17 protein-coding genes, 2 tRNA genes and 1 pseudogene are annotated in these 26213 nt (G+C 69.5%); 16 read left to right on the plus strand and 4 right to left on the minus strand.

Annotation, left to right across the window (positions count from 1 at the left end; all coding sequences use genetic code 11):
• Positions 1-3: 3 nt before the first annotated feature.
• On the minus strand, positions 4-846 hold the full coding sequence (locus ABD999_RS09010; protein WP_271275240.1) for a pPIWI-associating nuclease domain-containing protein: 843 nt from the start codon (positions 844-846) through the stop codon (positions 4-6).
• A 955-nt stretch (positions 847-1801) separates the two neighbouring features.
• Between ABD999_RS09010 and mobF the strand changes: the two genes are divergently transcribed.
• Entirely contained in the window at positions 1802-5806 is a 4005-nt protein-coding gene (gene mobF, locus ABD999_RS09015) for a MobF family relaxase (protein WP_271275241.1), read from the plus strand.
• Between the two features lie 303 nt (positions 5807-6109).
• On the opposite strand, the gene ABD999_RS09020 is transcribed toward mobF, so the two are convergent.
• Positions 6110-6457: a GntR family transcriptional regulator gene (locus ABD999_RS09020; RefSeq protein ID WP_271275242.1), complete on the minus strand. Its 348-nt coding sequence runs from the start codon at positions 6455-6457 to the stop codon at positions 6110-6112.
• Positions 6458-7385: 928 nt separating this feature from the next.
• Here ABD999_RS09020 and ABD999_RS43890 point away from each other — a divergent pair.
• Together ABD999_RS43890 and ABD999_RS43895 are read left to right on the plus strand one after the other, a co-directional pair.
• Complete coding sequence (locus tag ABD999_RS43890) at positions 7386-8357, plus strand: helix-turn-helix domain-containing protein (RefSeq protein WP_378525221.1); 972 nt, start codon at positions 7386-7388, stop codon at positions 8355-8357.
• Between the two features lie 333 nt (positions 8358-8690).
• A pseudogene (locus ABD999_RS43895) lies at positions 8691-9770 on the plus strand (recombinase family protein); the annotation flags it as partial.
• A gap of 580 nt (positions 9771-10350) precedes the next feature.
• On the opposite strand, the gene ABD999_RS09035 reads toward ABD999_RS43895, so the two are convergent.
• Positions 10351-10436, minus strand: a tRNA-Leu gene (locus tag ABD999_RS09035).
• Positions 10437-10818: 382 nt separating this feature from the next.
• Between ABD999_RS09035 and ABD999_RS09040 the strand changes: the two genes are divergently transcribed.
• Together ABD999_RS09040 and ABD999_RS09045 are read left to right on the plus strand one after the other, a co-directional pair.
• Positions 10819-11292: a hypothetical protein gene (locus ABD999_RS09040; RefSeq protein WP_271275245.1), complete on the plus strand. Its 474-nt coding sequence runs from the start codon at positions 10819-10821 to the stop codon at positions 11290-11292.
• A 192-nt stretch (positions 11293-11484) separates the two neighbouring features.
• Complete coding sequence (locus tag ABD999_RS09045; RefSeq protein ID WP_271275246.1) at positions 11485-13416, plus strand: chaplin; 1932 nt, start codon at positions 11485-11487, stop codon at positions 13414-13416.
• A 151-nt stretch (positions 13417-13567) separates the two neighbouring features.
• Here the strand turns inward: ABD999_RS09045 and ABD999_RS09050 are convergent, their stop codons facing one another.
• A complete protein-coding gene (locus ABD999_RS09050; RefSeq protein WP_148035686.1) occupies positions 13568-13765 on the minus strand; it encodes a DUF5703 family protein in 198 nt (65 codons plus the stop codon).
• A 190-nt stretch (positions 13766-13955) separates the two neighbouring features.
• On the opposite strand from ABD999_RS09050, the gene topA reads away from it, so the two are divergent.
• The 11 genes from topA (at position 13956) to ABD999_RS09105 (ending at position 26151) form a co-directional block, all read left to right on the plus strand.
• Positions 13956-16652, plus strand: a complete 2697-nt coding sequence (gene topA / locus ABD999_RS09055; RefSeq protein ID WP_271275247.1) for a type I DNA topoisomerase — start codon at positions 13956-13958, stop codon at positions 16650-16652.
• A gap of 55 nt (positions 16653-16707) precedes the next feature.
• Complete coding sequence (locus tag ABD999_RS09060) at positions 16708-17880, plus strand: metallophosphoesterase (RefSeq protein ID WP_271275248.1); 1173 nt, start codon at positions 16708-16710, stop codon at positions 17878-17880.
• A 63-nt stretch (positions 17881-17943) separates the two neighbouring features.
• Positions 17944-18453 (plus strand): helix-turn-helix domain-containing protein, encoded by a 510-nt coding sequence (locus ABD999_RS09065; protein ID WP_148035683.1) that lies wholly within the window; start codon positions 17944-17946, stop codon positions 18451-18453.
• A gap of 160 nt (positions 18454-18613) precedes the next feature.
• On the plus strand, positions 18614-20656 hold the full coding sequence (gene tmk, locus ABD999_RS09070) for a dTMP kinase (protein WP_148035682.1): 2043 nt from the start codon (positions 18614-18616) through the stop codon (positions 20654-20656).
• Positions 20657-20665: 9 nt separating this feature from the next.
• Entirely contained in the window at positions 20666-21838 is a 1173-nt protein-coding gene (locus ABD999_RS09075) for a DNA polymerase III subunit delta' (RefSeq protein WP_271275249.1), read from the plus strand.
• Positions 21839-21901: 63 nt separating this feature from the next.
• On the plus strand, positions 21902-22444 hold the full coding sequence (locus ABD999_RS09080; protein ID WP_271275250.1) for a dihydrofolate reductase family protein: 543 nt from the start codon (positions 21902-21904) through the stop codon (positions 22442-22444).
• 34 nt (positions 22445-22478) lie between these two features.
• A complete protein-coding gene (locus ABD999_RS09085; protein WP_261808962.1) occupies positions 22479-23006 on the plus strand; it encodes a sigma-70 family RNA polymerase sigma factor in 528 nt (175 codons plus the stop codon).
• Positions 23003-23965 (plus strand): permease-like cell division protein FtsX, encoded by a 963-nt coding sequence (locus ABD999_RS09090; RefSeq protein ID WP_271275251.1) that lies wholly within the window; start codon positions 23003-23005, stop codon positions 23963-23965. The genes ABD999_RS09085 and ABD999_RS09090 overlap by 4 nt, the downstream gene beginning before the upstream one ends.
• Before the next feature lie 95 nt (positions 23966-24060).
• Complete coding sequence (locus ABD999_RS09095) at positions 24061-24903, plus strand: PSP1 domain-containing protein (RefSeq protein WP_378525211.1); 843 nt, start codon at positions 24061-24063, stop codon at positions 24901-24903.
• 77 nt (positions 24904-24980) lie between these two features.
• Entirely contained in the window at positions 24981-26012 is a 1032-nt protein-coding gene (locus ABD999_RS09100) for a DUF2776 family protein (protein ID WP_271275252.1), read from the plus strand.
• Positions 26013-26077: 65 nt separating this feature from the next.
• Positions 26078-26151: transfer RNA gene (locus tag ABD999_RS09105), tRNA-Thr, on the plus strand.
• The last annotated feature ends 62 nt before the right edge of the window (positions 26152-26213 follow it).

Raw genomic sequence — 26213 nt, forward strand, 5'->3', positions numbered from 1 at the left:
GGGTCAGTGGCTGGAGCCTCGGACCAGCGTGGATAGGAATCGAATCGAGTCTTCGACGCGGTGCTTGATCGTGCGAAGGGTGGGGATGTCGAAGCGTCCTGCCGTGCCGTGTGTGCCCTTGTTGAACTGGGAGAATAGATTCATTATGTCGTTGATGTTGGTCTCTACGAAGTCGCCCAGGGCCTCGTAGCTGGCGCCGTTCAGCCTGAGCAGGTAATTGATCTTCTCTCGCCGCGCGACCGCCTTGCCATCCGGTCCTCGCTCGCAGTTCGGCTTGGCTTGCAGCACCGCGGCGTCGGGAGCCTTCATGTTGATCAGCTCCACGATGACCTCGCGGGCGCTGGTGCAGAAGTGTCGCGCAGCGTCGGGGTTTCGCGGATTGATCGCGAAGCGGGCGCCCTCCCAGCGTTTGTGCAGGTCTAGTGATAGGGCGGACAGTTCGTCGGTGAGCGACGTTTCCTCGGTCTCCTCCGCGTCGGCGGCTGTCTCGCCCAGGAGGGTGTTGGCGACGTGCGCGCTGTTGGCCGTCTCGGCTTCCGCCAAGTCGGCCAGCTCTTGGCCGCGCTCGTTCCACAGTTCGGACTGCTCGTCGACGTGGGAGTACGCGGTGTGCAGCGCGATGGTGGAGGTCTGCACCGTGACGTAGCGGGTCGTCGAGCGCTGGCGGTTGAGTCGCGCGATCTCGGCGTTGAGCCGCTGTTGATTGGAACGCACGCGCGCGTTGTGCGCGCGCACGTCGCGGTTGTAGTCGTCGATGGCGCGCTTCACCTTGCGGTTGTGCGCCGCAGCCTCACGGTTGTGTTTGTCGACGGCCTGCTTCAGCTTACGGTTGTAGGCGTCAACCATGCGCTTGTACTGGGCCGGGGTGACCTTTCGTGGCAATTCAACCTCCGCGCGCAAGCGAACCGATCAGGACCACCTGCGATTTCGTGTGCGATGCCGTCTGTGGGCGGGGGTCGCGGGGGGATTCGCCCATGACGGCATTCTTCCGTACGGGGCGGTGAACTCCGCCGGTGTCACGACCCGGCCGCGGGCCTGGCGCGGCCGTCCGGCCCTGACTCCTGGTCGTCGAGGGTGAAGCCCTCCTGCGCGCGGCACGTCGTCGGGCGTGCTTGCCAGCGCGCTGGCGCCGTGCCCATTCCTGGCGGTCTTGGCGGCGGCGGGCGATGGCCAGGGCTTGGGCGAGCATCGCGCGGTCGGCGGCGACCTTCTAAGGCGTCCGGCGGCGCGTTCGGGGTGAGCGCGGAAGTGACGGTGTGCAGGCAGGCCTGCGGCAGTGAGAGCCCCATGCGGTGCTCGGCGAAACGTACGCGGGCGGCGACGGCCTGGCAGCTGCCCCAGTCCGGCCGCATGACCGTCAGCAGGCTGACCAGGCTGTCGCGTATCGGGTGGGCGTGGCTGTCCTCGGCCGGGTATGGCAGAGCGGTGTCCATACTGTCCATTCGTCTGAGCCTTCTCGCTTTCCGAGCCGAGCCAGTGCCGGACGGTAGAGCAGACCTGGAACGTCGCCCTGTTCCCTGTGTTTGCGCGCCGCCTGGAGTCGAGGAGGGCGCACCATACGCGGCTCAATGTGGCGCCCCGCAGATCCAGGCCAGTGATCCTTGCTCAGTTCCGATAGAAACCGATGTATATCCCAATACGTTCATACGGCCACTTCACGACCAGCCGCATATGCACTGGAACTCTCTAGTGCATGTCGACAAAATATGTCAAACTACATGACAAGATCGTTTTACACGGTAGACGAAAGGTATCTGCGATACGTCTTGGGGCTGCTGCCGCTGTCTGAACGGGGGACCGCATGGCCTGGGTGAACGCGCTCGGCCCCTGCATCGAGCAGGTGGATTACCGATTACAAGAGGGCGCTGGCTGCGGCGTGCCGCACGCTGACGAGCACGGCCACGAACCCCCTGAAGAGCCGGACAGGCAGCTGAGCTACCGGCTGGGCGGCGGCCGCGCCCTGGCATGGATTGGCGAAGGACTGCGCGAGTTCGGCATCGCCCCTGGCAGCCCGCTGGCGGCCGACCAGCATGACAAGGCGCGGGCCCTGATGAGCGGTGAGGACCCGAACACCGGCGAGCTGCTGATGAAGGCCAAGCACGTTGTCGATCCACGCGGCAAGCTGCCCGTGGCCCCGCTGCACGAGGCGCTGGAGACAGCCGCAGCCGAACGCGGCACCACCGTTGCGAGCCTGCTGGCCGACCGCCCGGCGATGGTCAAGCGGGCGGCGCAGATGGCGCGCGGTGTCGCCCGGCAGGGTGAGGCGCACCTGGTGCGCATCGGCGATCTGGAACAGCTGGCCCGCGCCGCCGGCGCCGCCGGCGTCGACCTAGCCGAGGCGTACGAGCCAGAGGCGTTGGCGTACGCGCGCAAGTGGCGCGATGCCCGGGTCAGGATCGGCAACCGGGGCTATGACCTGACGCTGGACGTGACCAAGAGCATGTCGCTGCTGGCCGGCATAGCCGAGCCGGACCTCGCAGCCCGTCTGGAAGGCATCGTCGTCGACGCGGCGTTCGAGACGGTCGCGGCGGTCGAGCAGTGGGTGGGCTATGGGCAGCGCGGCCACCAGGGCGACGGCAGGGTGGCCGGGCAGATGGCCGCGACGGGCTTGCTGGGCTGGATGATGATGCACCGCACCGCGCGGCCGGTCGGCGCGGCGGCGCCGGATCCCCACCTGCACGCGCACATCGTCATCGCCAACGCGGTACGTGGCCTGGACGGGAAATGGTCGGCGGTCGCCTCCGGCGGGCGGGACCTGTACCGGCACGCGCACGCCGCCGACGCCTTCTTCAAAGCGCGGATACGGCGCGAGATGATCGACCGCGAGGCCATCGCCTGGATGCGGGATCCGGACAACGGCGCGTGGGAGATCGCGGCCATCCCCGCCGCGGTGCGGGCGCTGTTCTCCAAACGCGACGGCCAGGTCAAACAGATCCTGGCCCGCCTCGGCTTCACCGCGGGGGAGGCCTCGCGCCAGGCCAAGAAGGTGGCCTCGGCCGAAAGCCGCCAGCACAGGATCGACCCCGGACAGGCCGAACTGCGGGCCGACTGGTACCGCCAGCTCGCCGCGGCCAGCGTGGACGCCGCCGCGCTGGTCGAGGCCTGCCGCAGCGGCGCAGGATTGCCCGCCCGGCCTTCTCCGGCGCAGATCGCGGCATGGATCTGGCGGCCCGAGGGCGGGCTGACCTCGCATCGCAAGGAAGTCTCCCGGGCCGATGTGCTGGCCGCGGTCCTGGACGCCCTGCCCGACGGCATAGCCAGCCTGGCAGAAGCCGAGGCGCTCACCGACGAGGTACTGACGCTGGCGCCGGCGGTCCGCCTGCCCGACGCCGGGGCGCGGCACATGGCCAACTCCGCCCGCTACACCAGCACCGACATCCTGCACGCCGAACGGATGCTCCTGGCCAGCGTGCGCCGCCGGTACCACCGGGGCGTGGCCGTGCTCGACGCCGACGCCGTACGCCTGGCCCTGGACACCTTCCAAGTCGGCCACCAGCTCACCTTCACCGCCGAACAACGCGCCGTGCTGGAGCGCATCCTGCACGCTGGGCATGGGGTGGAGGCGATCATCGGGGTTCCCGGCGCGGGCAAGACCACGTTGATGGCCGCTGCCCGCACCGCGTACGAGAGCCGCGGCCTGGTGGTGCGGGGCGCGGCCACCGCGGCGGTGGCCGCCGCCACGCTGCGCGCCGAATCCGGCATCGGCACCGACACCATCGCCACCTGGCTGCTGCGCATCCAGGGCGGTGCGGGTCTGGCCGGAGTGGACGTGCTGGTGGTCGACGAGGCCGCGATGGCCGACGACCGGCAGCTGGCCACGCTGCTGGCCGACGCCGAACGGCACGGCACCAAGGTGGTACTCCTGGGCGACCCCCAGCAGTTGCGTGCGATCGGGGTCGGTGGCGGGTTCGCCGCCATCCATCGCCAGGTCGACGGGCTGGTGCTGCGGCACAACCGCCGTCAGCGTGATCCGCTCGAACGCCGCGCGTTGGAGTTGTTCCGCGCCGGTCAACGTCGCCAGGCTCTGCACACCTGGGCGGCGGGTGGCCGCGTCCGCGCGGAGGCCGGCGCTGACGACACGATGGCGCGTCTGATCGCCGACTGGGCGACCGCCCGGCAACCGTACCGGAGCTCCGAAGGCCTCCGGACGCATGACGAGTTGGCCGACCTGCTGGTGCTGGCGGGAACCAACGAGGCCACCCACCGGCTCAACCTGGCCGCCCGGGCGATCCGCCGCGAGCTGGGCGAGCTGTCCGGTCCCGACCGCGTCTACCACCTGGCTGGCGGCGCCACCATCGCCCTGGCCGTCGGGGATCACGTACGGGTACGCAAGAACGACTACCGGGCCCGCCGCGGCGAAGGCCCGGTGGACGTGCTCAACGGCTACCGCGGCCACATCACCGCCTTCGACCCCCGGCGCGGCGTTCAGGTCGCATGGCGCCGGACCGGGCCGGACGGGTCCGCCCTGGCACGCGAATGGGTCAGCCCCGCCTACATCGCCGCCGGCGGCCTGTCGTACGGCACCGCGATGACCGTGGCCTCCGCCCAGGGCATGACCAGCCAGTACAGCCTCATCTACGGCCTGGGCCTGGACCCGCACACGCTGTACACGGCCATGAGCCGCGACCGGCACAGCGCCCGCCTGTACCTACCGCGCGAGCTCCTGGAGAGCGACGCCGACCGGCTCCGGCACGGTCCCGTCCACGGCCCGGCCGACGAACTGCAGCGTGCCCTGGCCGCCTACGCCGCGACCCTGCACGGCGACCGCGCCGACCAGCTCCTGACCCCGGAACCCGCACCCATCGCCCACCAGCCGAAACCCACCCCACGCGCCGGCGAGACTCCTGAAGGCGAGCTTGAGCGGGCACAGGCCGAGCTGCAGGCCGCCGACGGCGAAGCTCACCAGGCGGTGCCACGCCCGCGCCCCCTGCGGTCCCTCACCGACACTCCGTACGGTGTCGGGCTGATCAGCGACGCCGAACTGCATCAGCGCATGGTCCAGCTCGCCAACCGGCTGTCCGCGACGGCCGCCCACATCGAGGCCGCCGACCAGAGCACGCGACGTCTCACCGTCGAGGGCGGCGGTCGCCACGAACGCCGCCTGCTGACCGAGCGCGCCGACCTTGAGGAACAGAACCACCGGATCGAGACGGCCGAGACCGCCGCCCACCGGCTCCGGCAGGCTCGCCAGATCCTCGCGGAGGGCCGCCAGCGTCTGGCCCGGCTGCGAGGGCGAGAACGCGCCATCGAGAGGGAGCTGGCCGATCTGCGCCCCTGGCACCGTGCCCGCCGACGCACCCTGACAACCGCCCTGACCGATCTCCACGAGCAGCAGGACCGCCTCACCCAGCAACTGGGGCCAATCCTCGCGCAGGCTGCGGAGCTGGAGGAGTACGCCCGCCAGACCGCCACACAGGCTCCGCCCCGAGGTGCTTGGCCACAGGTACGGAGCCGCCACTCCGAACTGACGCGCACCTTCGACACCGCCCTGCGCACGGCACGAGAACGCGATGTCGCGGTTACGCGGATGCTCGCCGCTGAGCACCGCCGCAAGCTTGCCGCCGCCCAGCGCGAACTCACTGCCTGCCAAGGCGAGGCCGTGCTCCGCATGGACCTGATCCCGGACCAGCGCAACCTCGAACAACTCCTCCGAGCCGGATACGCGGCCCGGCGCACGGACGCGCGGCAGAAGCCAGGCCAGCGCATGCGTGATGGTGTCGAGCAGCGCGGCCAGTCGCAGGGGTACCAGCCACCCGGCCACCGCTCCGACAGCGAATCCCATCATGGGCAAGGGCTCAGCCGATAGGCAGGGATCGGGCAGCCCCGGGCTGGCGAAGGCGTCGGTCCCGTTGGTGAGTCAAGAGCCGGGTCGAGGCCGGCTTCGCACGTCATTTCCGTGAGCGGGCGGGATACGGGAAGAGGATCGAGGGCACCCGTCCTTCCTCGCAGGCCTGATTATGGCCGTCGCTCGCCGCGCTTCCAGGTAGTCGGCCCTCGCTGCGCTCGGTCCGCTCCACCTGGACCCGCGCCTTCTCGACGGCGGATCGGCAACTGGCGAGGAAGGATCACAGGAAAGAAGGCCTGTGCGGCGTCGGGAGCGTGAAGGTGATCAACGGTCTTCGAGTTCCTTCACACGGACCTCCAAGCTCACAAGACGCTCGGTCAGCCGCCGTACCTCGTCCATGACCTGTTGCAGCTCGGCAGGCGGCTCAAGTTGATCAGGAGTCTTGACCACATAGGTACCACGCGTTGACTGCGTACTGATCAAGCCGTCACGCGTGAGTTCGTCCAAGGCGCGACGGATCGTCTCGACAGCCACGCTGTAGCGCTGGGCCAACTGCCGTCGAGCCGGCAGTCGCTCACCCACCTTGAGCTGCCCTTCCGTGACCTCACGACGCAGGTCGTCGGCGATCTGAAGGTACGCAGGCTGGGGATCGCTGAAATCAGGCACTGACACGACACCAAGGCTAAGCCCTCTAGCTGAACCAGGAAAGCAACATTGAACTAGACTTATCTTGTACTAGTACAATAGTCTTCAACCAGTCTCGTTGGCCTGGGAGAGATGCAGGCGCTGTGTGTTGAGGTGAGATCCGCCCTTGCGGGTCGACGGCGCCAGCCCGGACGTCAAGCCGCAGGTTGGGCAAGAATTTCTGACAGTTCATTCAACTCCAAGTAATGGCCACTGTGTAATCATGGGGTTGATGCATCCTCAATCGACCCGAAACGTGAGGGGTGAGACATCGGGACAAACGCCGCTGGCTGTGGCGCGGAGAGATGGCAACGCCGCCGATGAACAGCCTTTGGCCGAACCCCAATAAGGGGATCCTCTGCAACCTCATCACCAGGGAGGACCCGGCGCCACGTTGCTTGGCGGCTCGGGCGCCGGGCCTCCTCGTCAGACCTACTCGAAAGGAGTTGGTCATGTTCAGCATGCCATCTCTTCTCACGGGCTGTCTTCTCCACTCTGACTTCCGAAGGGGCCACTTGACAAGATCTTGGTCACCCCAGTCAGGGTCGGTTGCCGAGATAGCGCAGTCCTCGTCGGCCCGCCCTAGTGCTCACGGCAACCCCTCCGAGGCCCGCACCTCCTCCTTTGCGGCGCGAATGTTGGCGGCCCAACAACTGGGCTCTGCTCATGGTGGCACCGTCGGTCGACTTGACACGGCCTTGTCAGAACTGGCTGCACCTCGTAAGACAGTTCGTATCTGCTCGGCCCGCATGGATTGCCTTCGCAACGCCGCCGTCAGCATGCACATGACTGGTCGAAATCAAGCTTTCACCGGCGCTGTTGGGGACCGGAACGGCTCGGCCACCCAGTTCACCGTAGGAGAGCGGGGATGAGTCTCGAAGCGCTGAATTGGGCACTCAACCTTGCCCCTGTCCCGATGGACTCCAACGGCAAGCCCAGTCCTTCGTGCGCGTCGGTGCTGGTCGGACTGGCCAACCATGCTGCTCCGGACGGTACAGGAGCCTTCCCAAGCACCAGGCGGCTCGTGCGCTACACCCGCCTGAGCGAGCGCACCGTCCGCACAGCCCTGGACCGTCTCGAAGCCGATCACATCATCAGCCCCTGTAATCCGGACATCGTGGCCGCGTACATCAGTCGCTCGGACCGGCGTCCGCAGGGTTGGGATCTGGCGATGGAGCGTGTACGTACTGATCTGGATGCCGTTGACCTCAAAGCGCTGGAGGTCCAGTTTCCCGGCATCTCTGCTCGTGTGGCCGCAGCGAAGGCTGCGGAAAGAGAGGTCTCTGTGTACTTCTCTCAGCATGCCGGGGATGACCATGAAGACGAGGTGCAGCCGTTGCACCCCGGGGCAACGGGGTGCAACCAGCATTCGAACGGGGTGCAACCAGCACGGTCACGGGGTGCAGAGGCTGCACCCGAACCGTCCAAAGAACCAGACAACGAACCACCACCTCCCGCGAAGGCTCGGGCCCGCCCCAGCGTGTCCGGCAACAATCTAGGGCCTGGCGGCGGGTCTCCCAACAGTCGGCAAGAGCCACGCCACGTCACCTTGATCAAGCAGTTCTTCGCTGATCTTGGTTCGGGCTGGCCGCTGTCGGATAGGCAGGCGCGTCGTCTAACCCCCGCCATCTCGGATGCGCTTGCCAACGGGTGGGATGCCACCGTTCTCGCCGAGCACGTGGGAGGCAACAGCAGAGGAGTTCGTAACCCTTACGCCGTCCTATCGGCACGCCTCGCCGATCTTCCTGCTCCACCGCGCAAACCGCCGGGAAGTCCACATGGTCGAACCGTGGCAGAGGCAACCACTCCTGTCTGCGCACACGGCGACCCTCGCCCAGGAGAGTGTGCCCTGTGCCGCCGTGGGATCGCTCCTGAGGATGTCCCATGAAAATCCGCCCGAGGCGTGCACCGTCGCCATTCGTGTGCAAAAGCGCCAGCTATGTCCTGGGCCTCTTCGCCGAGGTACGGCTTACAAACGGCCCCGACGCCCATACCGCCAAGCATGTCGCCGGGGCCGCACTCCTACCGCCCAGCAACGAACGCATAGGAGCGCCTCCCATCATGACCGCATCCAGCACCCGTAACCAATCGACTCCGCGCGTTGTCGTTCCCAGCGGACCGCCGCGCCTGACGCCCGGCGCAGCCGCCGAACTGCTCGCCCTGCTGTTAGAGGCTCACCGAGACAAGCCGGCCAGCCGTCCGAATGCCGCGTAAGGAAACCATGGACCCCATCCCCTTCGCCTTCTACGGCCGGGTCTCCACTGAGGACAACCAAGACCCCCAGTCCTCGCGGGCCTGGCAGATCACCCGCTCCCGCGCGCTCATCGAGGCGCGCGGGGGCGTGATCGTCGCCGAGTTCTTCGACATCGACAAGTCCCGTTCGATCCCCTGGCAGCGCCGCCCGCACGCGGCGGCGCTGCTCACCGCACTGCGCAACCCTGATCGCGGCTTCGACGCAGTGGTGATCGGTGAACCACACCGGGCCTTCTATGGCAACCAGTACGGCCTGACCTTCCCCGTCTTCGAGCACTTCGGGGTCCCGCTCTGGGTGCCGGAGGTGGGCGGCCCGATCGATCCGACCAACGAGGCTCATGACCTGGTCATGAGCGTGTTCGGCGGAATGAGCAAAGGCGAGCGCAACCGCATCAAGGTCCGTGTGCGCACCGCCATGTCCGCCCAGGCCCAGATGGAGGGCCGCTTCCTGGGAGGTCGGCCACCTTACGGCTACCGGCTGGCCGACGCGGGTCCACACCCCAACCCGGCCAAGGCCGCCGACGGCAAGCGTGCCCACCGGCTGGAACTCGATCCCGCCGCCGCGCCCGTGGTGGAAGAGATCTTCGCAGCCTTCCTCGACGGCTACGGCCTGTTCGCCATCGCCGAAAGATTGACCCACAGCGGGATTCCATGCCCGTCAGCTCACGACCCTGGCCGGAACCGCCACCGCTCCGGCATCGCCTGGTCCAAGAGCGCGATACGGGCCATCTTGACCAACCCCCGCTACACCGGCCATCAAGTGTGGAACCGCCAGCGCAAGGACGAGGTCCTCATCGACGTCGACGATGTCGGCCTCGGCCACACCACGAAACTCCGGTGGAACTCCAAGCATGAGTGGGTGTGGTCGGAGACAGTCGTCCACCCGCCGATCGTGTCCAAGGGCGACTTCGACGCCGTGCAGGCGACGCTGACGGGGCGCGGCGACCGGCACACCGACAAGACCCGCAAACGCACCCCGAAGCCGTACCAGCTCCGGGGACTGTTGTACTGCGGGGTCTGCGACCGCAGGATGCAGGGCCAGTGGGTCAACGACGCGCCCTACTACCGCTGCCGCTTCCCCGAGGAGTACGCGCTGGCCAATCGCGTCATGCATCCCCGCAACGTCTATCTGCGAGAGGACCGGGTCGTCCCGCGGCTGGACCGCTGGCTCGGCCGGCTGTTCGCGCCACACAATCTCGACCGGACCCTCGACGCTCTGACGGCCGCGCAGGATCTGGTCCCGCCGGAGGCTCATGCATTCGCTGGGGCACGCCGGCAGATCGCCGAATGCGATCGGAAGCTCGCCCAGCATCGGGCGGCCCTTGAGGCGGGCGCCGATCCGGCGCTCGTCGCGGGATGGATGCAGGAAGAACTCGATCGCAAGGCAGCGGCTGAGCAACGTCTCCAGCGCGCGCACGTCCCGCCGCAGCAGAAGCGGCTGGGCCGTGACGAGATCGCGGAGATCACGCATAGGCTTGGAGACATGGTGCGAGTCCTGTCGAACGCCGACCCGCTCCGGAAAGCCAAGATCTATGCGGGCATCGGGATGCGGTTGACCTTTCATCCCGTGAAACAGAAAGTCCTGGTCACGAGTGCTCATGACCAGGACCCCATAGGCGACCGGTTTGTGTCCGAGGGGGGACTTGAACCCCCATGCCCCGCAAAGGGCACTAGCACCTCAAGCTAGCGCGTCTGCCTATTCCGCCACCCGGACGTGGTGCCTGCACGCGAGACCGTCATCCCGCGTCGGCTCCGTAAGGTTAGCAAACCTTTCGGGGTGCGTCATACCAGCTATGGGGAGAGACGCCATGCGTGACGCACAGGTCGCCGGGAGCAGGCCGTGTCATGGGGGGCGAGGGTGGTTCGAGAGGGTTTGGGCGGGCGAGCTTGACCAGTTGCTGGATCTCCGGTGAAAAGCGCTTGCGACAACCTTGAGTACTGCTACGGTTACGGACCGTTGAGGGGTTGTCATGCGACCGGCCCTTGCGCCGGTCGTCCTTTCGGGAGGTCACGTGGCACGCATGACCGCACAGCGGCAGAGGGAGCGGTCCCTCGCTGTGCGGAGCGTGCCCACCGGCGCCCGCCGGGTTGACCGGATGGCGCGGTTCGCGGCCGTCGCTCGTCGGGTCCTGGTGCGTGCGGTTGCAGTCGGCGGTCTTGTGGCCGCCGGCTGGCTGCTCGCCGTGATCTTCCAGATGCTCACCGCCGCTCCCGCGGCCGCGGATTCCATCGCGGCGACAGGGACGGCGATAGGAGCGGCGTCAGGAAACGGCTCATCCCTCGCGGTCGTGGCGTCCGACGACGCCGAGGCCATGGCGGGGCTGACGGTCGACGGGCTCACCAGCCAGTCGGACCACGGTCTGCCGTCGCCCGGCCCCACCGGCCAGATTCTCGACACCGACGGTCTGGTGCCCACCGGCGGTGGCAACGGCCCGTTCGGGCCGAGCATGGGGGATGTCACACGGTACGGGTTCGACCCGCGGCTCGATGTGAGGCGCGTCGTTCCCGCTTACGTGCGACCCCCTGTCGTCCGCGCAGCGGCGGACGACCCTTCTTTCTCACCTGACTAATCCCCGCCACAAGGTTCCGGCCCTTTTCCGGCCGGCGGCGGAGCGTGGCCGAGTTCCCCTCCGTCAGCGGGTGACATGTCGATCACTTCAGCAGGTTCGCGCTCCCCGGGGTTTCCGCTGTGCTCTCGCATGGCTCCGGGCCGGCCGCGGGCTGTCAGGTAATTCCCCCCAAACATCAGTAGGAGCATTCTCATGCGTACATGGGCGAAGGCTTCCACCCCCGCGGCTCTGCTCGCCGTGGCGGTCCTGTCGTTCGGCGGCGGCACGGCTTCGGCCGACACCGACGGCGACCACTCCATCGGCGGCGGCAACCAGGTCAACCTGCCGGTCTCGCTGCCGATCGACATCAGCGGCAACGCCGTCGGCGTGGCCGGCGACTCCACCGCCACCTCGGCGGGCGGCGCGTCCGTCGTCGACCAGGGCAGGGGCGGCATCTCCGACCGGACCTCCGGCGAGTCGAGCGTGCTCGGCGGCAACCAGATCAACGCGCCGATCAGCGCGCCGGTCAACGCCTGCGGCAACGCGGTCTCGCTGTTCGGCAACTCCGACGCCGGGTGCAAGGGCGGCGCGACCGTGCGCAAGTCCGGCAAGGGCGGCGCGGGCGGCAACCGCACCTCCGGTGACCGCAGCATCATCGGCGGCAACCAGATCAACGCGCCGATCTCGGCCCCGATCAACGCCTGCGGCAACGCCGTGGCGATCTTCGGGGACGCGGCCGCGGGCTGCCAGGGCGGGGCCTCGGTGCGCAACACCGGTACGGGAGCGGGCGGCAACACCACGTCGGGCCGCGGCTCGGTGCTCGGCGGCAACCAGGTGATCGCGCCGATCAGCGCGCCGGTCAACATCTGCGGCAACTCGGTGGCCGCGTTCGGCGACGCGTTCGCCGGGTGCCGGGGCGGCGCGTCCGTCACCAACGACGGCGGCCGCCGCCACCAGAGCCACGGCTATCAGCGCGGCTCCACCGGCAACGACACCGACGGCCGGTTCGGCGCGGGCAGCGGCAACCAGGTCGTGGCCCCGATCAACCTGCCGATCACCGCCTGCGGCACCTCGGTCGGCAACGCGACCTCCGGGTGCAAGGGCGGGGCGAGCGTGCACAACAAGGGAGGCAGCTCCGGCGCCGGCGGCAACAGGACGTCCGGCCGGTCGGGCGTGCTCTCCGGCAACCAGATCGTGGCCCCGATCACCGCCCCGGTCAACGTGTGCGGCAACGCGGTCGCCGTGGCGGGTGACGCGTTCGCCGGGTGCGTCGGCGGCGTCTCGGTGAAGAACGGCGGCAAGGGCGCGGGCGGCAACAGGACGTCCGGCCGGTCGGGCGTGCTCTCCGGCAACCAGATCGTCGCCCCGATCACCGCCCCCATCAACGCCTGCGGCAACGCCGTGGCGGCGCTCGGCAAGTCCGAGGCTCACTGCAAGGGCGGGGCGAGCGTGCACAAGAGCGGCGGCTCCGGCGCGGGCGGCAACAGGACGTCCGGCCGCTCGGGCGTGCTCGCCGGCAACCAGCTGGTCGCGCCGATCACCGCTCCGGTCAACGTCTGCGGCAACGCCGTGGCCGTCCTGGGCGACGCCGCCGCCGGGTGCCTCGGCGGCGCCCACGTGGGCCGCCCCGGCCCCGGCAAGGGCTACCGCCACAACACCCCGCTGGCCGGCAAGGCGCGCCAGAGCGGCGGCGGCATGGTTCCCGCCCTGCCCGTGCTGCCCGCGCTGAGCGGCGCGCAGGGTCTCGGCAACGCCTCCCAGCAGATGAGCGGCGGCGGCCTGCCGGTCGTCGGCGACGTCGTCGGCCAGCTCGGCCTGCCGCAGGTGCCCGGCATGCCCGGCCTGCCGTCGACCCCGGCCACGCCCGCCAAGTCGGCCAAGCCTGCCAAGCCGTCCAAGAAGCACACCGCGGGCTCCGCGAACCCGGCCACCGAGCTGGTCGCCGCCACCCCGGTCGGCGGCACGGTCAAGTCGCTCACCCGCGGCCTGCCCGCCGGCGACCTGGGGCTGATGAGCGCCGCCCAGCCCGCGGGCGTCACCGGGATGTCCGCCGCCTCGCTGCTGGCCCTGGCGCTGGGCGGGCTGTTCGCGGTGACGGCGACCCTGTTCGCGGCCACCCGCCGGTTCCGTCCCACCAGCAAGTGACACCCGCTGAGCGACCCGCGCCTCGGATAGCTCATAGGTAGGTGTCCGCATACGGCCGCTGCCCCTGGAAGCCTTCCAGGGGCAGCGCGCGCTGAACGCTTTGCCCGTTCCGGGGGCGCGGCCCGGGACGGGCAAAGCCATGCCCGGGTGTTCAGCCTGGGCGTGCGAGGGTGCTGCGCACCCGTACGATCTTGCGTCGGAGGCGTACGTGCCTGCTGCCGTCCGCGTGCTTGCGCACTCGGGCGAGTTCCCACTTGCCGTACTCTGCGTGCTCGGTCAGCAGCTGACGTGCGGCTTCTCGGGAGAGGTCGCGCGGGATGAAGAGATCCATGTAGGAGTAGTCGAGCACAACGATTAGTCTCCAGGGTGAGTCAGGGCGCCATGCCGCTCGATGGGCCCTATTCTGCGTGCTCGTGGATGGACCCGGAAGCCAGTGGGTAGCCCGGGGGAAGGAAATTTCCGAGCGAGGGGTTACCTTTCAGATCTATGCCGGACGTCCGGCAGGGGGACTGCAAGCGAACAGCGAGGTAGGAAGCAGCGTGCCAGCCAACAACGGCAGTGCCGGCGGAAGACGTCTGGTGATCGTCGAGTCGCCCGCCAAGGCGAAGACCATCGGCGATTACCTCGGCGCCGGCTACATCGTCGAGTCGAGCATCGGCCACATCCGCGATCTGCCGGAGAAGGCCGACGACATCCCCGAGAAGTTCAAAGGGGAGTCGTGGGCACGCCTCGGCGTGAACGTCGAGCACGACTTCGAGCCGTTGTACGTGGTCAACCCCGACAAGAAGTCTCAGGTCAGCAAGCTGAAGCAGCTGCTGAAGGACGCCGACGAACTCTACCTGGCGACTGACGAGGACCGCGAGGGCGAGGCGATCGCCTGGCACCTGCGCGAGGTGCTCAAGCCGAAGGTGCCGGTGCACCGGATGGTGTTCCACGAGATCACCCCGCAGGCCATCCGCGACGCCGTCGCCAACCCCCGTTCGCTCAACCTGCGCCTGGTCGACGCCCAGGAGACCCGCCGCATCCTCGACCGCCTCTACGGCTACGAGGTCAGCCCGGTCCTGTGGAAGAAGGTCAAGCCGAGGCTGTCCGCCGGCCGCGTCCAGTCGGTGGCGACCCGGCTGGTGGTGGAGCGCGAGCGCGACCGCCTGGCCTTCACCGCCGCCCACTACTGGGACCTGCAGGCGCTGTTCGACAGCGGCAAGCCGGAGGAGCGGCCGCGCGACTTCAGCGCGACGCTGACCGGCGTCGACGGCAAGCGCGTGGCCCAGGGCCGCGACTTCGCCAGCACCGGGCAGTTGAAGAACGCCGACGTGCTCCACCTGTCGGAGCAGGCCGCCGGCGAGCTGGCCGCCAGGCTCGGCGACTCGTCGTTCGCCGTCAAGTCCGTCGAGCGCAAGCCGTACACCCGCAAGCCGTACGCGCCGTTCCGGACGACCACGCTGCAGCAGGAGGCCAGCCGCAAGCTGGGCTTCTCCGCCAAGTACACGATGCAGGTGGCGCAGCGCCTCTACGAAGAGGGCTACATCACCTATATGCGGACCGACAGCATCACGCTGTCGGAGACCGCCGTGCAGGCCGCGCGCTCGCAGGCGATCAAGCTGTACGGCGCCGCGTACGTCCCCGACAAGCCGCGCCTCTACAGCAGCAAGGTCAAGAGCGCGCAGGAGGCCCACGAGGCGATCAGGCCGTCCGGCGAGGAGTTCCGCACGCCGGGCGAGACCGGGCTGAGCGGCGACAGGTTCCGGCTCTACGAGCTGATCTGGCAGCGGACCGTGTCGTCCCAGATGAAGGACGCGGTCGGCGAGTCGATCCAGGTCAAGGTGGGCGGCCGGTCGTCGGCGGGCGAGGACGTCGAGTTCGCCGCCTCCGGCCGGACGATCACGTTCTACGGGTTCCTCAAGGCGTACGTGGAGGGTCACGACGACCCGGCGACCGACCGCGACGACTCGGAGAAGCGGCTGCCCAACCTGGCGGAGGGCGACGCGCTCACCGTCTCGCGGCTGGACGTCGCCGCCCACTCGACCAAGCCGCCGGCCCGCTACACCGAGGCGTCGCTGGTCAAGGAGCTGGAGGATCGGGAGATCGGCCGTCCGTCGACGTACGCGTCAATCATCGGCACGATCCTCGACCGGGGCTACGTGTTCAAGAAGGGCACGGCGCTGGTGCCGTCGTTCCTCGCCTTCGCCGTGGTCAACCTGCTGGAGCAGCATTTCGGCAACCTGGTCGACTACGACTTCACGGCCGACATGGAGAAGGTGCTCGACGACATCGCCAACGACCGGGCGGAGCGGGTGCCGGAGCTGCAGCGCTTCTACTACGGCGGCGACGGCGACGAGGGCCTCAAGGAGATGGTCACCGACCTGGGCGACATCGACGCCAAGGAGATCAGCTCCTTCCCGATCAGGGGCACCGACATCGTCATCCGGGTCGGCCGTTACGGCCCGTACCTCGACCGTGAGGGCACGCGCGTCAACGTCCCGGAGGACATGACCCCCGACGAGCTGACCGCGGAGAAGGCCGAGGAGCTGATCTCGCGCCCGACCGGCGACCGTGAGCTCGGGCCCGATCCGGTGACCGGTCACATGATCGTGGCCAAGGACGGGCGGTTCGGGCCGTACGTGACCGAGGTGCTGCCCGAGGAGGCGCCGCCCGCCGAGGGCGAGAAGAAGCGGCGCACGAAGAAGGCCGACGCGCCCAAGCCGCGCACGAGCTCCCTGTTCAAGACGATGTCGCTCGACACGATCACGCTGGAGGACGCGCTCAGGCTGCTGTCGATCCCGCGCGTGGTGGGCGAGCTCGACGGTGAGCAGGTGGTGGCGCACAACGGCAAGTTCGGGCCCTACCTGAAGAAGGGCTCCGACTCGCGGTCGCTCGGGTCCGAGGAGGACCTGCTCACGGTCACGATCGACCAGGCCAAGGAGCTGTTCGCGCAGCCGAAGCAGCGGGGCAGGGGGCGGGCCGCGGCCGCGCCGCCGCTGCGCGAGCTGGGCGATGACCCCCACTCCAAGAAGCCGGTGGTGGTCAAGGAGGGCCGGTTCGGTCCGTACGTCACCGACGGCGAGACCAACGCCTCGCTCCGCAAGGGCGACACGGTGGAGGAGATCACCATCGAGCGGGCGGCGGAGCTGCTGGCCGAGCGGCGCGACCGCGCGCCCGCTCCGAAGAAGACCTCCACCAGGAAGGCTCCGGCGAAGAAGCCGGCCGCGAAGAAGAAGCCCGCCACCAAGTCCTGAGAGGGTTCTCAGGGGGCGGACCGCGCCGGTTCGGGGCCGCTCATAGCATGACGGCGTGGCGTTCCTGTTCGTGGTCCTGGGCGTGTTAGCCGGGGTCCACTTCTACCTGTGGCATCGGCTGGTGCGGGCGACGACGCGGCCGGGGGCGGCGCGCGGGCGGCTGACCTTCGCGGTGGCCGGGCTGTTCGTGCTCGTGGTGGTCACGTTCGTGGCGCAGCGGGTGCCGTGGCTGTCGTGGCTGGCCTGGCCGGGCTTCATGTGGGTCGCGGTCATGTTCTACCTGTTCTGGATCCTGCTGGCGCTGGAGGTGCCGCGGGCGGTGCTGGCGGCGGTGCTGCGCGCGAGGGAGCCCGTGCCCGCGGGCGGAGCCGTCCTGGTCGCCGACGCGCCCGCCGACCCCGGCAGGCGGCTGTTCATCGGGCGGGCGACCGCGCTGGCCGCCGGGGTGGGCGCGCTGGGCACGGTCGGGTACGGGGTGACGCGGGCGCTCGGCGACCCCGTGATCGAACGCGCCTCGGTCACCCTGCCGGGGCTCGACTCCCGGCTGAGCGGCCTGCGGTTCGCCGTGGTGAGCGACATCCACCTGGGCCCGCTCACGGGAAAGGCGCACACCGAACGCATCGTCCGCATGATCAACGGGCTCGAGGCCGACGTGGTGGCGATCGTCGGCGACATGGTCGACGGCACGGTCGAGGCACTCGGGCCGCTGGCCAGGCCGCTGCGCGACCTGGAGTCCCGGTACGGGTCCTACTTCGTGACGGGCAACCACGAGTACTACACGGCCAACGGGCCGGGCGAGTGGGTCGAGGAGCTGAGCGACCTGGGGGTGCGCTCGCTGCGCAACGAGCGGGTGGAGATCCGCCACCAGGGCGCCGTGCTGGACCTGGCCGGGGTGAACGACGTCACCGGCACGGCCGGGGGCGACGGCCCCGACTACGCCGCGGCGCTCGGCGGCCGTGACGAGAGCCGCCCGGTCGTGCTGCTCGCGCACCAGCCCGTGCAGGTGGCCGAGGCCGCGCGTCACGGCGTCGACCTGCAGCTGTCCGGTCACACGCACGGCGGGCAGATGGTGCCGTTCAACCTGATCGTGCCGCTGCAGCAGCCCGTGGTGTCAGGGCTCGCCGCGGTGGACGGGGTCCAGGTGTACGTGACGCGCGGCGCCGGGTTCTGGGGCCCGCCGGTGCGGGTGGGGGCGCCGCCCGAGATCACGCTGCTGGAGATTCGCTAACCGGCTGCGTTCGGTCGGCTACATGCTGTAGTATCCCGGCGGATACTTCGGAGGTGGTCACTCATGTCTTCCCCCGGTGGAGGGCTGCCCGACGTCACTTTCTGGGCCGCTCGCGGCGCCCTGCTGCTGAAGCAGGCACGTCACGAGGCCAGCATGCGCCAGCAGCAGCTGGCGGGGGTGTGCGGCACGTCACGCACCACGCTGTCGGCCTACGAGCACGCCCGCAAGTCGCCCACGCTGGAGACCGCGGGCCGAATCCTCGACGCGGCGGGGTTCCGGCTGGCGCTGGAGCCGAAGGTGGAGTTCACCGGCGGCGTCCCCAACAGGCTGCCGCGGTTGCCGGTCGGCCAGGCGCTCGGCCGGGTGCGGGTGCGCGAGCGGGCCTACGACCTGTCCGTGCGCGAGCAGCGCCGCCAGGCATACTCGGCGCTGCTGCGCGACGGCGACTCCGAGCAGCTGCTCACGTACGTCGACGAGCTGCTGCTGGTCGACCTGTGGGACGAGCTCGACCTGCCGGCGGGCGTGCGGTCGCGCTGGGCGCCGGTCATCGAGCGGGCCAGGGCGCGGATGTGAAACGGCGGCGTGCCCCCGGCGATGTTGTTGGTGGGGCCCATTCGCCCGGTGTGCCATGCGCACCAGGCCATGGACGTACTACCCTCAGCGACGACCAGTCCGTTATTTCCGGACTCGTCGCTGTCATCCCACTCCCAGAACACCTGGATACGCTGACATCATGACCGCCATCGGCCGAAGCCGTCAGGCTCACGTGCTGGCCAACGCCCCCTTCCGCAGGTTGTGGGCGGCCATGTCGGTGTGCAGCCTGGGCGACTGGCTCAACCTCCTCGCGCTCACCGCGCTGGCGGGAAACCTCACCCAGGGCGACTTCCGCACGCAATCGCTCGCCATCGGCGGCGTGTTCGTCGCCAAGATGCTGCCCGCCGTGCTGCTCGGGCCGCTGGCGGGGGCCTTCGCCGACCGGTTCGACCGGCGGCTGACCATGGTGTTCTCCGACGTGGCCCGGTTTGCCGTGGTGCTGTCGATCCCGGTGGTCAACAGCTACCAGTGGGTGATCATCGCCACCGTCCTGGTGGAGTGCGTCAACCTCTTCTGGGTGCCGGCCAAGGACGCCACCGTTCCCAACCTGGTGCCCAAGCAGCAGCTCGAGTCGGCCAACCAGCTCAACCTGCTGGTCACGTACGGGAGCGCGCCGGTCGCGGCGGCCGTGTTCGCGATGCTGTCGGTGGTGGCCGACGTCGGCCGCAGCGTGGTGCCGCTCCTGGCCGGGCTCGACCCCACCGCCCTGCCGCTGATCGTGAACGCGGGCGCCTACCTCGTGTCGGCCGCCCTGATCTTCACGCTGCGCGACATCCCCAAGCGCGACGGGGCGATCTCCACGCCGTCGGTGCTCAGGCAGATCGTCGACGGGTGGCGGTTCGTCGGCGGCAACCGCCTGGTCCGCGGGCTGATCATCGGCATGCTCGGCGCGTTCGCGGCGGGCGGCGCGGTCATCGGCGTCGCCAAGCTCTACGTCGAGGACCTCGGCGGCGGCGACGCGGCCTACGGCGTGGTGTTCGGCGCGGTCTTCGTCGGCATGGCGCTGGGCATGTTCTTCGGGCTGCGGCTGCTCAGCGGCCTGTCGCGGCGGCGGCTGTTCGGGCTGTCGCTGGTCGTGGCCGGGTTCGTGCTGGCCGCCATCGCGCTGGTCCACAACCTGGTGATCGTGGTCATCCTGACCGTGATGCTCGGGGCGTGCGCCGGCATCGCCTGGATCATCGGCTACACGCTCATCGGCCTGGAGGTCGAAGACGGCCTGCGCGGGCGCACGTTCTCGTTCCTGCAGTCCACGGCACGGGTGACGCTGCTGCTGGTGGTCTCCGTGGCCGGTCCGCTCGCGGCGCTGTTCGGCCGGCGCGGCGTGGACGTGGGCGCGCTGAGCTACGAGTTCAACGGCACCAACCTGGTGCTCCTGCTCGGCGGCGTGCTGGCGGTGGTCGTCGGCGTGCTCAGCCTGCGCCACATGGACGACAGGAAGGGCGTGCCGATCCTGACCGATCTGATCACGGCCGTGCGGGGGAAGAGCTTCCGCGGCGAGCCGGCCGAGCGGATGCCGGGGCTGTTCGTGGCCTTCGAGGGCGGCGAGGGGTCGGGCAAGACCACCCAGGCCAGGATGATCGCCATCTGGCTGCGCGACCAGGGCTACGACGTGGTGCAGACCCGCGAGCCCGGCGCCACCAAGGTCGGCATGCGGCTGCGCGCCATCCTGCTCGACGCCGCCGAGCGCGGGCTGTCGGGGCGGGCCGAGGCGCTGCTCTACGCGGCCGACCGGGCCGAGCACGTCGAGAAGGTCATCCGGCCGGCGCTCTACCGGGGCGCGATCGTGGTGTGCGACCGCTACGTCGACTCCTCGCTCGCCTACCAGGGCGCGGGCCGCTCCCTCGACCCCGACGACGTCTCCAAGGTCAACGCCTGGGCGACCGGCGGGCTCGTCCCGCACCTGACCGTGCTCATCGACACCCCGCCACAGGTCGGGCTGACCAGGCTCGGCGGGGCGGCCGACCGGATCGAGTCGGAGCCGCTGGAGTTCCACGAGCGGGTGCGCAAGGAGTTCCGCGCGCTGGCCGCCGCCGCCCCCGACCGTTACCTGGTCGTCGACGGCACGCTGCCGCCGGAGCAGATCACCGCGGTCGTCCAGGACCGGGTACGCGAGATCCTGCCCGACCCGGTGCCGCGCGAGGCCGAAGACGTCACGGGCACGATGCCCGCCATCCGCGACTAGCCTTGTCGCGTGGGCGTCTTCGATGACCTGGTGGGGCAGGACCGGTCCGTCTCCGTGCTGTCGCGTGCCGCCGCGGCGGCGGCCGAGGTCGTGGCGGGCGGGCGCGGCGCGGGCATGACCCACGCCTGGCTGTTCACCGGCCCGCCGGGCTCGGGCCGCGAGGACGCGGCGCGGGCGTTCGCGGCGGCGCTGCTCTGCCCCGACGGCGGCTGCGGCCACTGCGACCAGTGCCACCAGGTGCTGATCGGCTCCCATCCCGACCTGGAGCAGGTCCGTCCCGCCGGGCTCTCCTACGGCGTCAAGCAGACCCGCGAGCTGATCCTGCGGGCGGCGGGCGCGCCGACGCAGGGCCGCTGGCGGGTGATCCTGTTCGAGGGCGCCGACCGGGCCACGGAGTCGGCGGCCAACGCCCTGCTCAAGGCCATCGAGGAGCCACCGCCGCGCACGGTGTGGCTGCTCTGCTCCCCGGCCCCCGACGACCTGATGATCACCATCCGGTCCCGCTGCCGGCTCGTCACCCTGACCACGCCGACCACCGAGGCGGTGGCGCACGTCCTGGCCACCCGCGACTCCGTGCCCCCCGACATCGCCCGCTTCGCCGCCCGCGCCGCCCAGGGGCACCTCCCGCGCGCCCGCGCGCTGGCGCTGGACGAGGGAGCCAGGGCCAGGCGCGAGGCCGTCCTGGCCATCCCGCGGTCGCTGACCGGCGTCGGCGAGTGCGTGACGGCCGCCGAACGCCTGGTCAAGACCGCCGAGGAGGAGGCCGCCGCGGCCACCGCCACGCTCAACGAGTCCGAGACGAGCGAGCTGCGCAAGGTCTACGGCGAGGGCTCCACGGGCAAGGGCCTCAACCGCGGCCTCGTACGCGGGGGAGCGGGCGCCCTGAAGGAGCTGGAGGACCGGCAGAAGTCCCGCGCCACCCGCATCAAGCGCGACTCGCTCGACGCGGCGCTGCTGGAGCTGGTGTGGTTCTACCGCGACGTGCTGGCCATGCAGCTCGGCGCCACGGTCGAGCTGGCCAACGACGACCTCCGCTTCGACCTCGACCAGCTCGCCCGTACGACCACGCCGGAGGAGACGCTGCGCCGCGTCGACGCGGTCATGCGCTGCCGCGAGCGCCTCGACCTCAACGTCAACCCGCAGATCGCCGTCGAGTCGATGATGCTGGCACTTCGCGTGTGAAGGCGTGTCGATTCCCCGTTCTCTCGTTCGACGCGTCGGTGAGTCGAATGAGAGGACGAGATCATGCGAAAGATCATCGAGCAGGGTGTCGTGACGCTGGACGGGGTCATCAGCACCCCGCAGGAGTGGGTCGTGCCCAACTGGTCCGGCGAATACGAGGCCATCTCACGGGACCTGCTGTTCTCCGTGGACGCCCTGCTGTACGGGCGCGTCTCGTACGAGGCGCACGCGCAGGTGTGGCCGGGCATGGAGGAGGGGTACGGCGAGTACGCCGTCAGGATGAACAGCCTGCCCAAGCACGTCGCCTCGCGGACGCTCCGCGAGACCACCTGGAACGCCACGCTGATCGACGGTGACGTGGCCGAGGGGGTCGCCAAGCTCAAGGAGCAGCCCGGCGGGACCATACTCAAGGTCGGCACGGGCGGCGAGCTGAGCCGCACCCTGCTCGAGCACCGGCTGGTCGACGAGTACCTGTTCTGGCTGTTCCCGACGATCGCCGGCGGCGGCGAGCGGCTCTACGACGGCATCCCCGCGACCCACCTGAAGCTGGTGGACGTCAAGCGGATCGACTCCGGCATCCTGGGGCTCACGTACGTCCCCAAGTGAGGCAGCAGATGCGGGGGTGAAGCGTCTCTGTGATGTGGAAGTCGAACTCGTCACCCAAGGAGAGGCGCTGACGCGCGAGCGGGTCGATGTGGCGGCGATCTTCGCCGAGCACCAGGTCGGCCTCGTCCGCCTCGCCTTGATCATGGTGGGGGATCAGGCGACGGCGGAGGACGTCGTCCAGGATGCCTTCGCCCGCACCCACGCCGGCCGCGCCCGGCTGCGCGATCCCGGCAGGGCGCTGGGCTACGTGCGCTCGGCCGTGCTCAACGGCTGCCGGTCGGTGCTGCGCCGCCGGGCGACCGTGTTCAGGCGGGCGGTCCCGTACGAACCGCCCGTCTGGTCGGCGGAGAGCGCCGTCATGCTCTCGGAAGATCGGCGTGCGGTGCTGGCGGCCCTGCAGGGGCTGCCGCGAAGGCAGCGGGAGGCGCTCACCCTGCGCTACTACCTGGATCTCACCGACCAGGAGATCGCCGAATCCATGCGGATCGGCGCGAGCACCGCCAGGTCGACGATCGCGCGAGGGCTGGCCGCCCTCGGCCGGGCTCTTGGGGAGGACTCATGAACAGCTCTGTGGAAGACCGTCTGCGCGGCGCGCTCGCGGAGGCCGGGGAGACGGTCCAGGTCGAGACGATCGCGCCGTTGCGCGGTGGCCGCCGGAGCCGGGTGCGCCCGCGCTGGATCGCCACGGGGATCGCGGTGACGGTCGGGGTGATGCTCGCCGTGATCATGGCCCCGCTTCTGCCAGGCGGCGACGGGCCCTCGGTGGCGGTGGCACCGCCCCGGGACCAGGCCGACCTGGCCGTCTACCTGTGCAGGATCGCGGCGGACCCTCAGTGTGATGCCGATGAACGGGTTGTCGAGAACGCGCTGCGCGGCATCCCGGGAGTGGACGAGGTCCACTTCGAGGACCGGCGCAGCGCCTACGAGGCTATGCGCGCCTTCTACTCGGACGACCCTTCCCTGGTCGAGGGCATCACCCCGGACGACCTTCCCCAGGCGTTCCGGCTGGTGACGCGGCCCGGAGCCGACATCGAGAGCATCTCCCGCCAGGTTGGGCAGGTGCCGGGTGTCGCCGAGGTGGTGGCCCTGGGCGAGCTCAAGGCGGCTCTGTCCGATGCCGACATGGAGCTGTCGGTCTTCCTGTGCACGTCCGAGAGGGAGCGTTGCGGCGGGAAGACCGCGAGCGGCGCGCAGAAGGCCGCGGTGTCGCGGGCGCTCGCGGCCCTGCCGGAAGTCCAGTCGGTCACCTTCGAGGACCAGGAGGCCGCGTTCGAGAACTTCCGTGAGTCGTTCGCGCACAACGAAGCGCTGGTTTCGGCGACTCGGATGAGCGACATGCCTGAGAGCTACCGGGCCGTCCTCCGGCCCGGCACGGAGTTCCGTACCAGGAGGAAACTCGCCGCCGAGCTTGGGCGCATGCCGGGTGTCTCGCAGGTCATCGACCAGAAGTGTCTCCTCGCCGAGCATGCCCTGCACGCCCGCTTCGGCATCCGCGCCGACGCGATCGAAGCCTGCGAATAGCGCCCTGCGCCCCTCACGCTCACGCGATCGCACACGTAATGTGTCAACGAAGGCCGTAAGAACCCCCGAGGCCGTCAGGAGGCGAGCACGAGCCCATGGGAATGATCATGGCCGTGAGCTTCACCCGCTACGGACGGCTCTACTACCTGGATCCCGGCGGGCACAGCCCGAAAGTGGGCGACAAGGTCCTGGTCCCGACCGACGCCGGGCCCGAGGTGGCGGAGTGCGTGTGGGCGCCGCAGTACACGAGCGAGGAGATCACCGGGCTGCCGGTGTGTGAGGGCATAGCGGGCGAGGAACACCTGACCCGCGACGAGACGAACAAGCGCCGCCGGGCCGAGGCCCGCAGCGTCTCCAAACGACTGATCAAACGCCACAGCCTGCCGATGAAGGTGGTGGGCGTCGACTTCCTGGACAAGGAGAACGTCTACACGGTCTATTTCTCCGCCCCGCACCGGGTCGACTTCCGCGCTCTCGTACGGGATCTGGCCCGCAACCTGCGGGCCAGGGTGGAGCTCCGCCAGATCGGCCCCCGCGACGAGGCCCGGCTCCAGGGCGGGATCGGGCCGTGCGGGCGGGACCTGTGCTGTGCGACCTTCTTGAAGGACTTCGAGCCGGTGTCGGTTCGCATGGCCAAGGACCAGGATCTTCCGGTCAATCCGCTGCGGATCGCCGGGGCCTGCGGGCGGCTGATGTGCTGCCTGAAGTACGAGCATCCGCTGTACGTCGAGACCCGGTACAGGATGCCTCGCTCCGGCAGCCGCGTGACCACGCCGCAGGGCGACGGAACCGTGATCGGGCACAACGTTCCGGCCGACACGGTCACGGTCCGTCTGGACGACGGGGGGCGGCGCTGCGCGTGCCCGTCGGCGTCCGTCTGCTCGCCGCGGCGGCAGCACGACAAGATGTACGGCGCAGGGGAGGATCTTACGGAGTAAGCGGCGTCACCGTTCGGTTACTGATTGTCACCCTCGGGTAGGCATGGCCTGTCGGGGGGTGAACGGTGAATTTCACGATGAGCGTGATCTTCCGCGCCATACCACTGGTCATGGGCGTCATCTGCGCCGCGTACGGCCTGTACATCTACGCGGGAGGCCCGGACTCCAACCATTTCGTGGCCGGTCACGTGGTCGTGGCCCTGGCCGCCATCTGCTACGCGCTCTTCACCACCGCGGCCACGATCATCCGCCAGCTGATCGACCGCTACAACAAGATCTGGCGCGTCGTCCTGCCCGTCAGCGGCTACGCGGTCGCCCTCTTCACGATCATCTACGGGATCGTCCTCATCACCCGAGGCGGGGAACCCCAGAACCTGGTGGCCGGCCACGTGGTCGCCGGCGTCGGCCTGATCAGCGTCTGCGTCAGCACCGTGGCCACCGCCTCGACCAGCTTCTCCCTCATCTCGGTCAACGACGCCCGGAAGCGGGAGGACGAGGCGCCCATGGAAGCCTATTCGGCGACCACGGGGAAGATCCTCATCGCGTTCCCTCTCGTCTGCGCCCTCATCGGGTTCATCTGGGCCTTCATCCTCATGGCCCAGCCCGACGCCGCCCACTACACGGCAGGCCACGTCGTCTTCGGCCTCGCCGCCATCTGCGCCAGCCTGATCGCCCTGGTCGCCAGCATCGTCCGCCAGGTGCGCAACGCCTTCGACGAGCCCGAACGCTTCCGCTGGAGCTGGCTGGTCATCGCCATGGGCACCATCAACATCCTCTTCGGCATCTACGTCCTCGCCGCCTCCGACGAGCCCTACCGCATCGCGCCCGGCTGCGTCCTCATCGGGCTGGGCCTGATCTGCTACAGCATCCTGTCCAAGGCCCTGCTCCTGGCCCTGGTCTGGCGCCGGTCCTTCCCGCTCGCCAACCGCATCCCCATGATCCCGGTGGCCACGGCACTGGCCTGCCTGTTCTTCGCGGCCTTCCTCTTCGAGGCGGAGGTCTCCGACGCTTCCTTCTTCGTGCCGGCCCGGGTGCTGGTGGGGCTGGGGGCCGTGTGCTTCACGCTCTTCTCCATCGTCTCGATCCTGGAGGCTGGTACGTCGGGGTAGGGGTGGATTGTCGGGAGCGAAGTACCCCGTGGCTCCTGTAGACTCTTGGCAGCCGTTCGCGGCATGCCGCCTTAGCTCAGTCGGCCAGAGCACTTCACTCGTAATGAAGGGGTCTCGGGTTCGAATCCCGAAGGCGGCTCCCAGGTGAAAGGCCCTCTCGGATGATCCGGGAGGGCCTTTTTCGATCTCGTACAGCAGCGC

It is taken from the genome of Nonomuraea ferruginea (assembly GCF_039540635.1).
GTDB lineage: Bacteria > Actinomycetota > Actinomycetes > Streptosporangiales > Streptosporangiaceae > Nonomuraea > Nonomuraea ferruginea.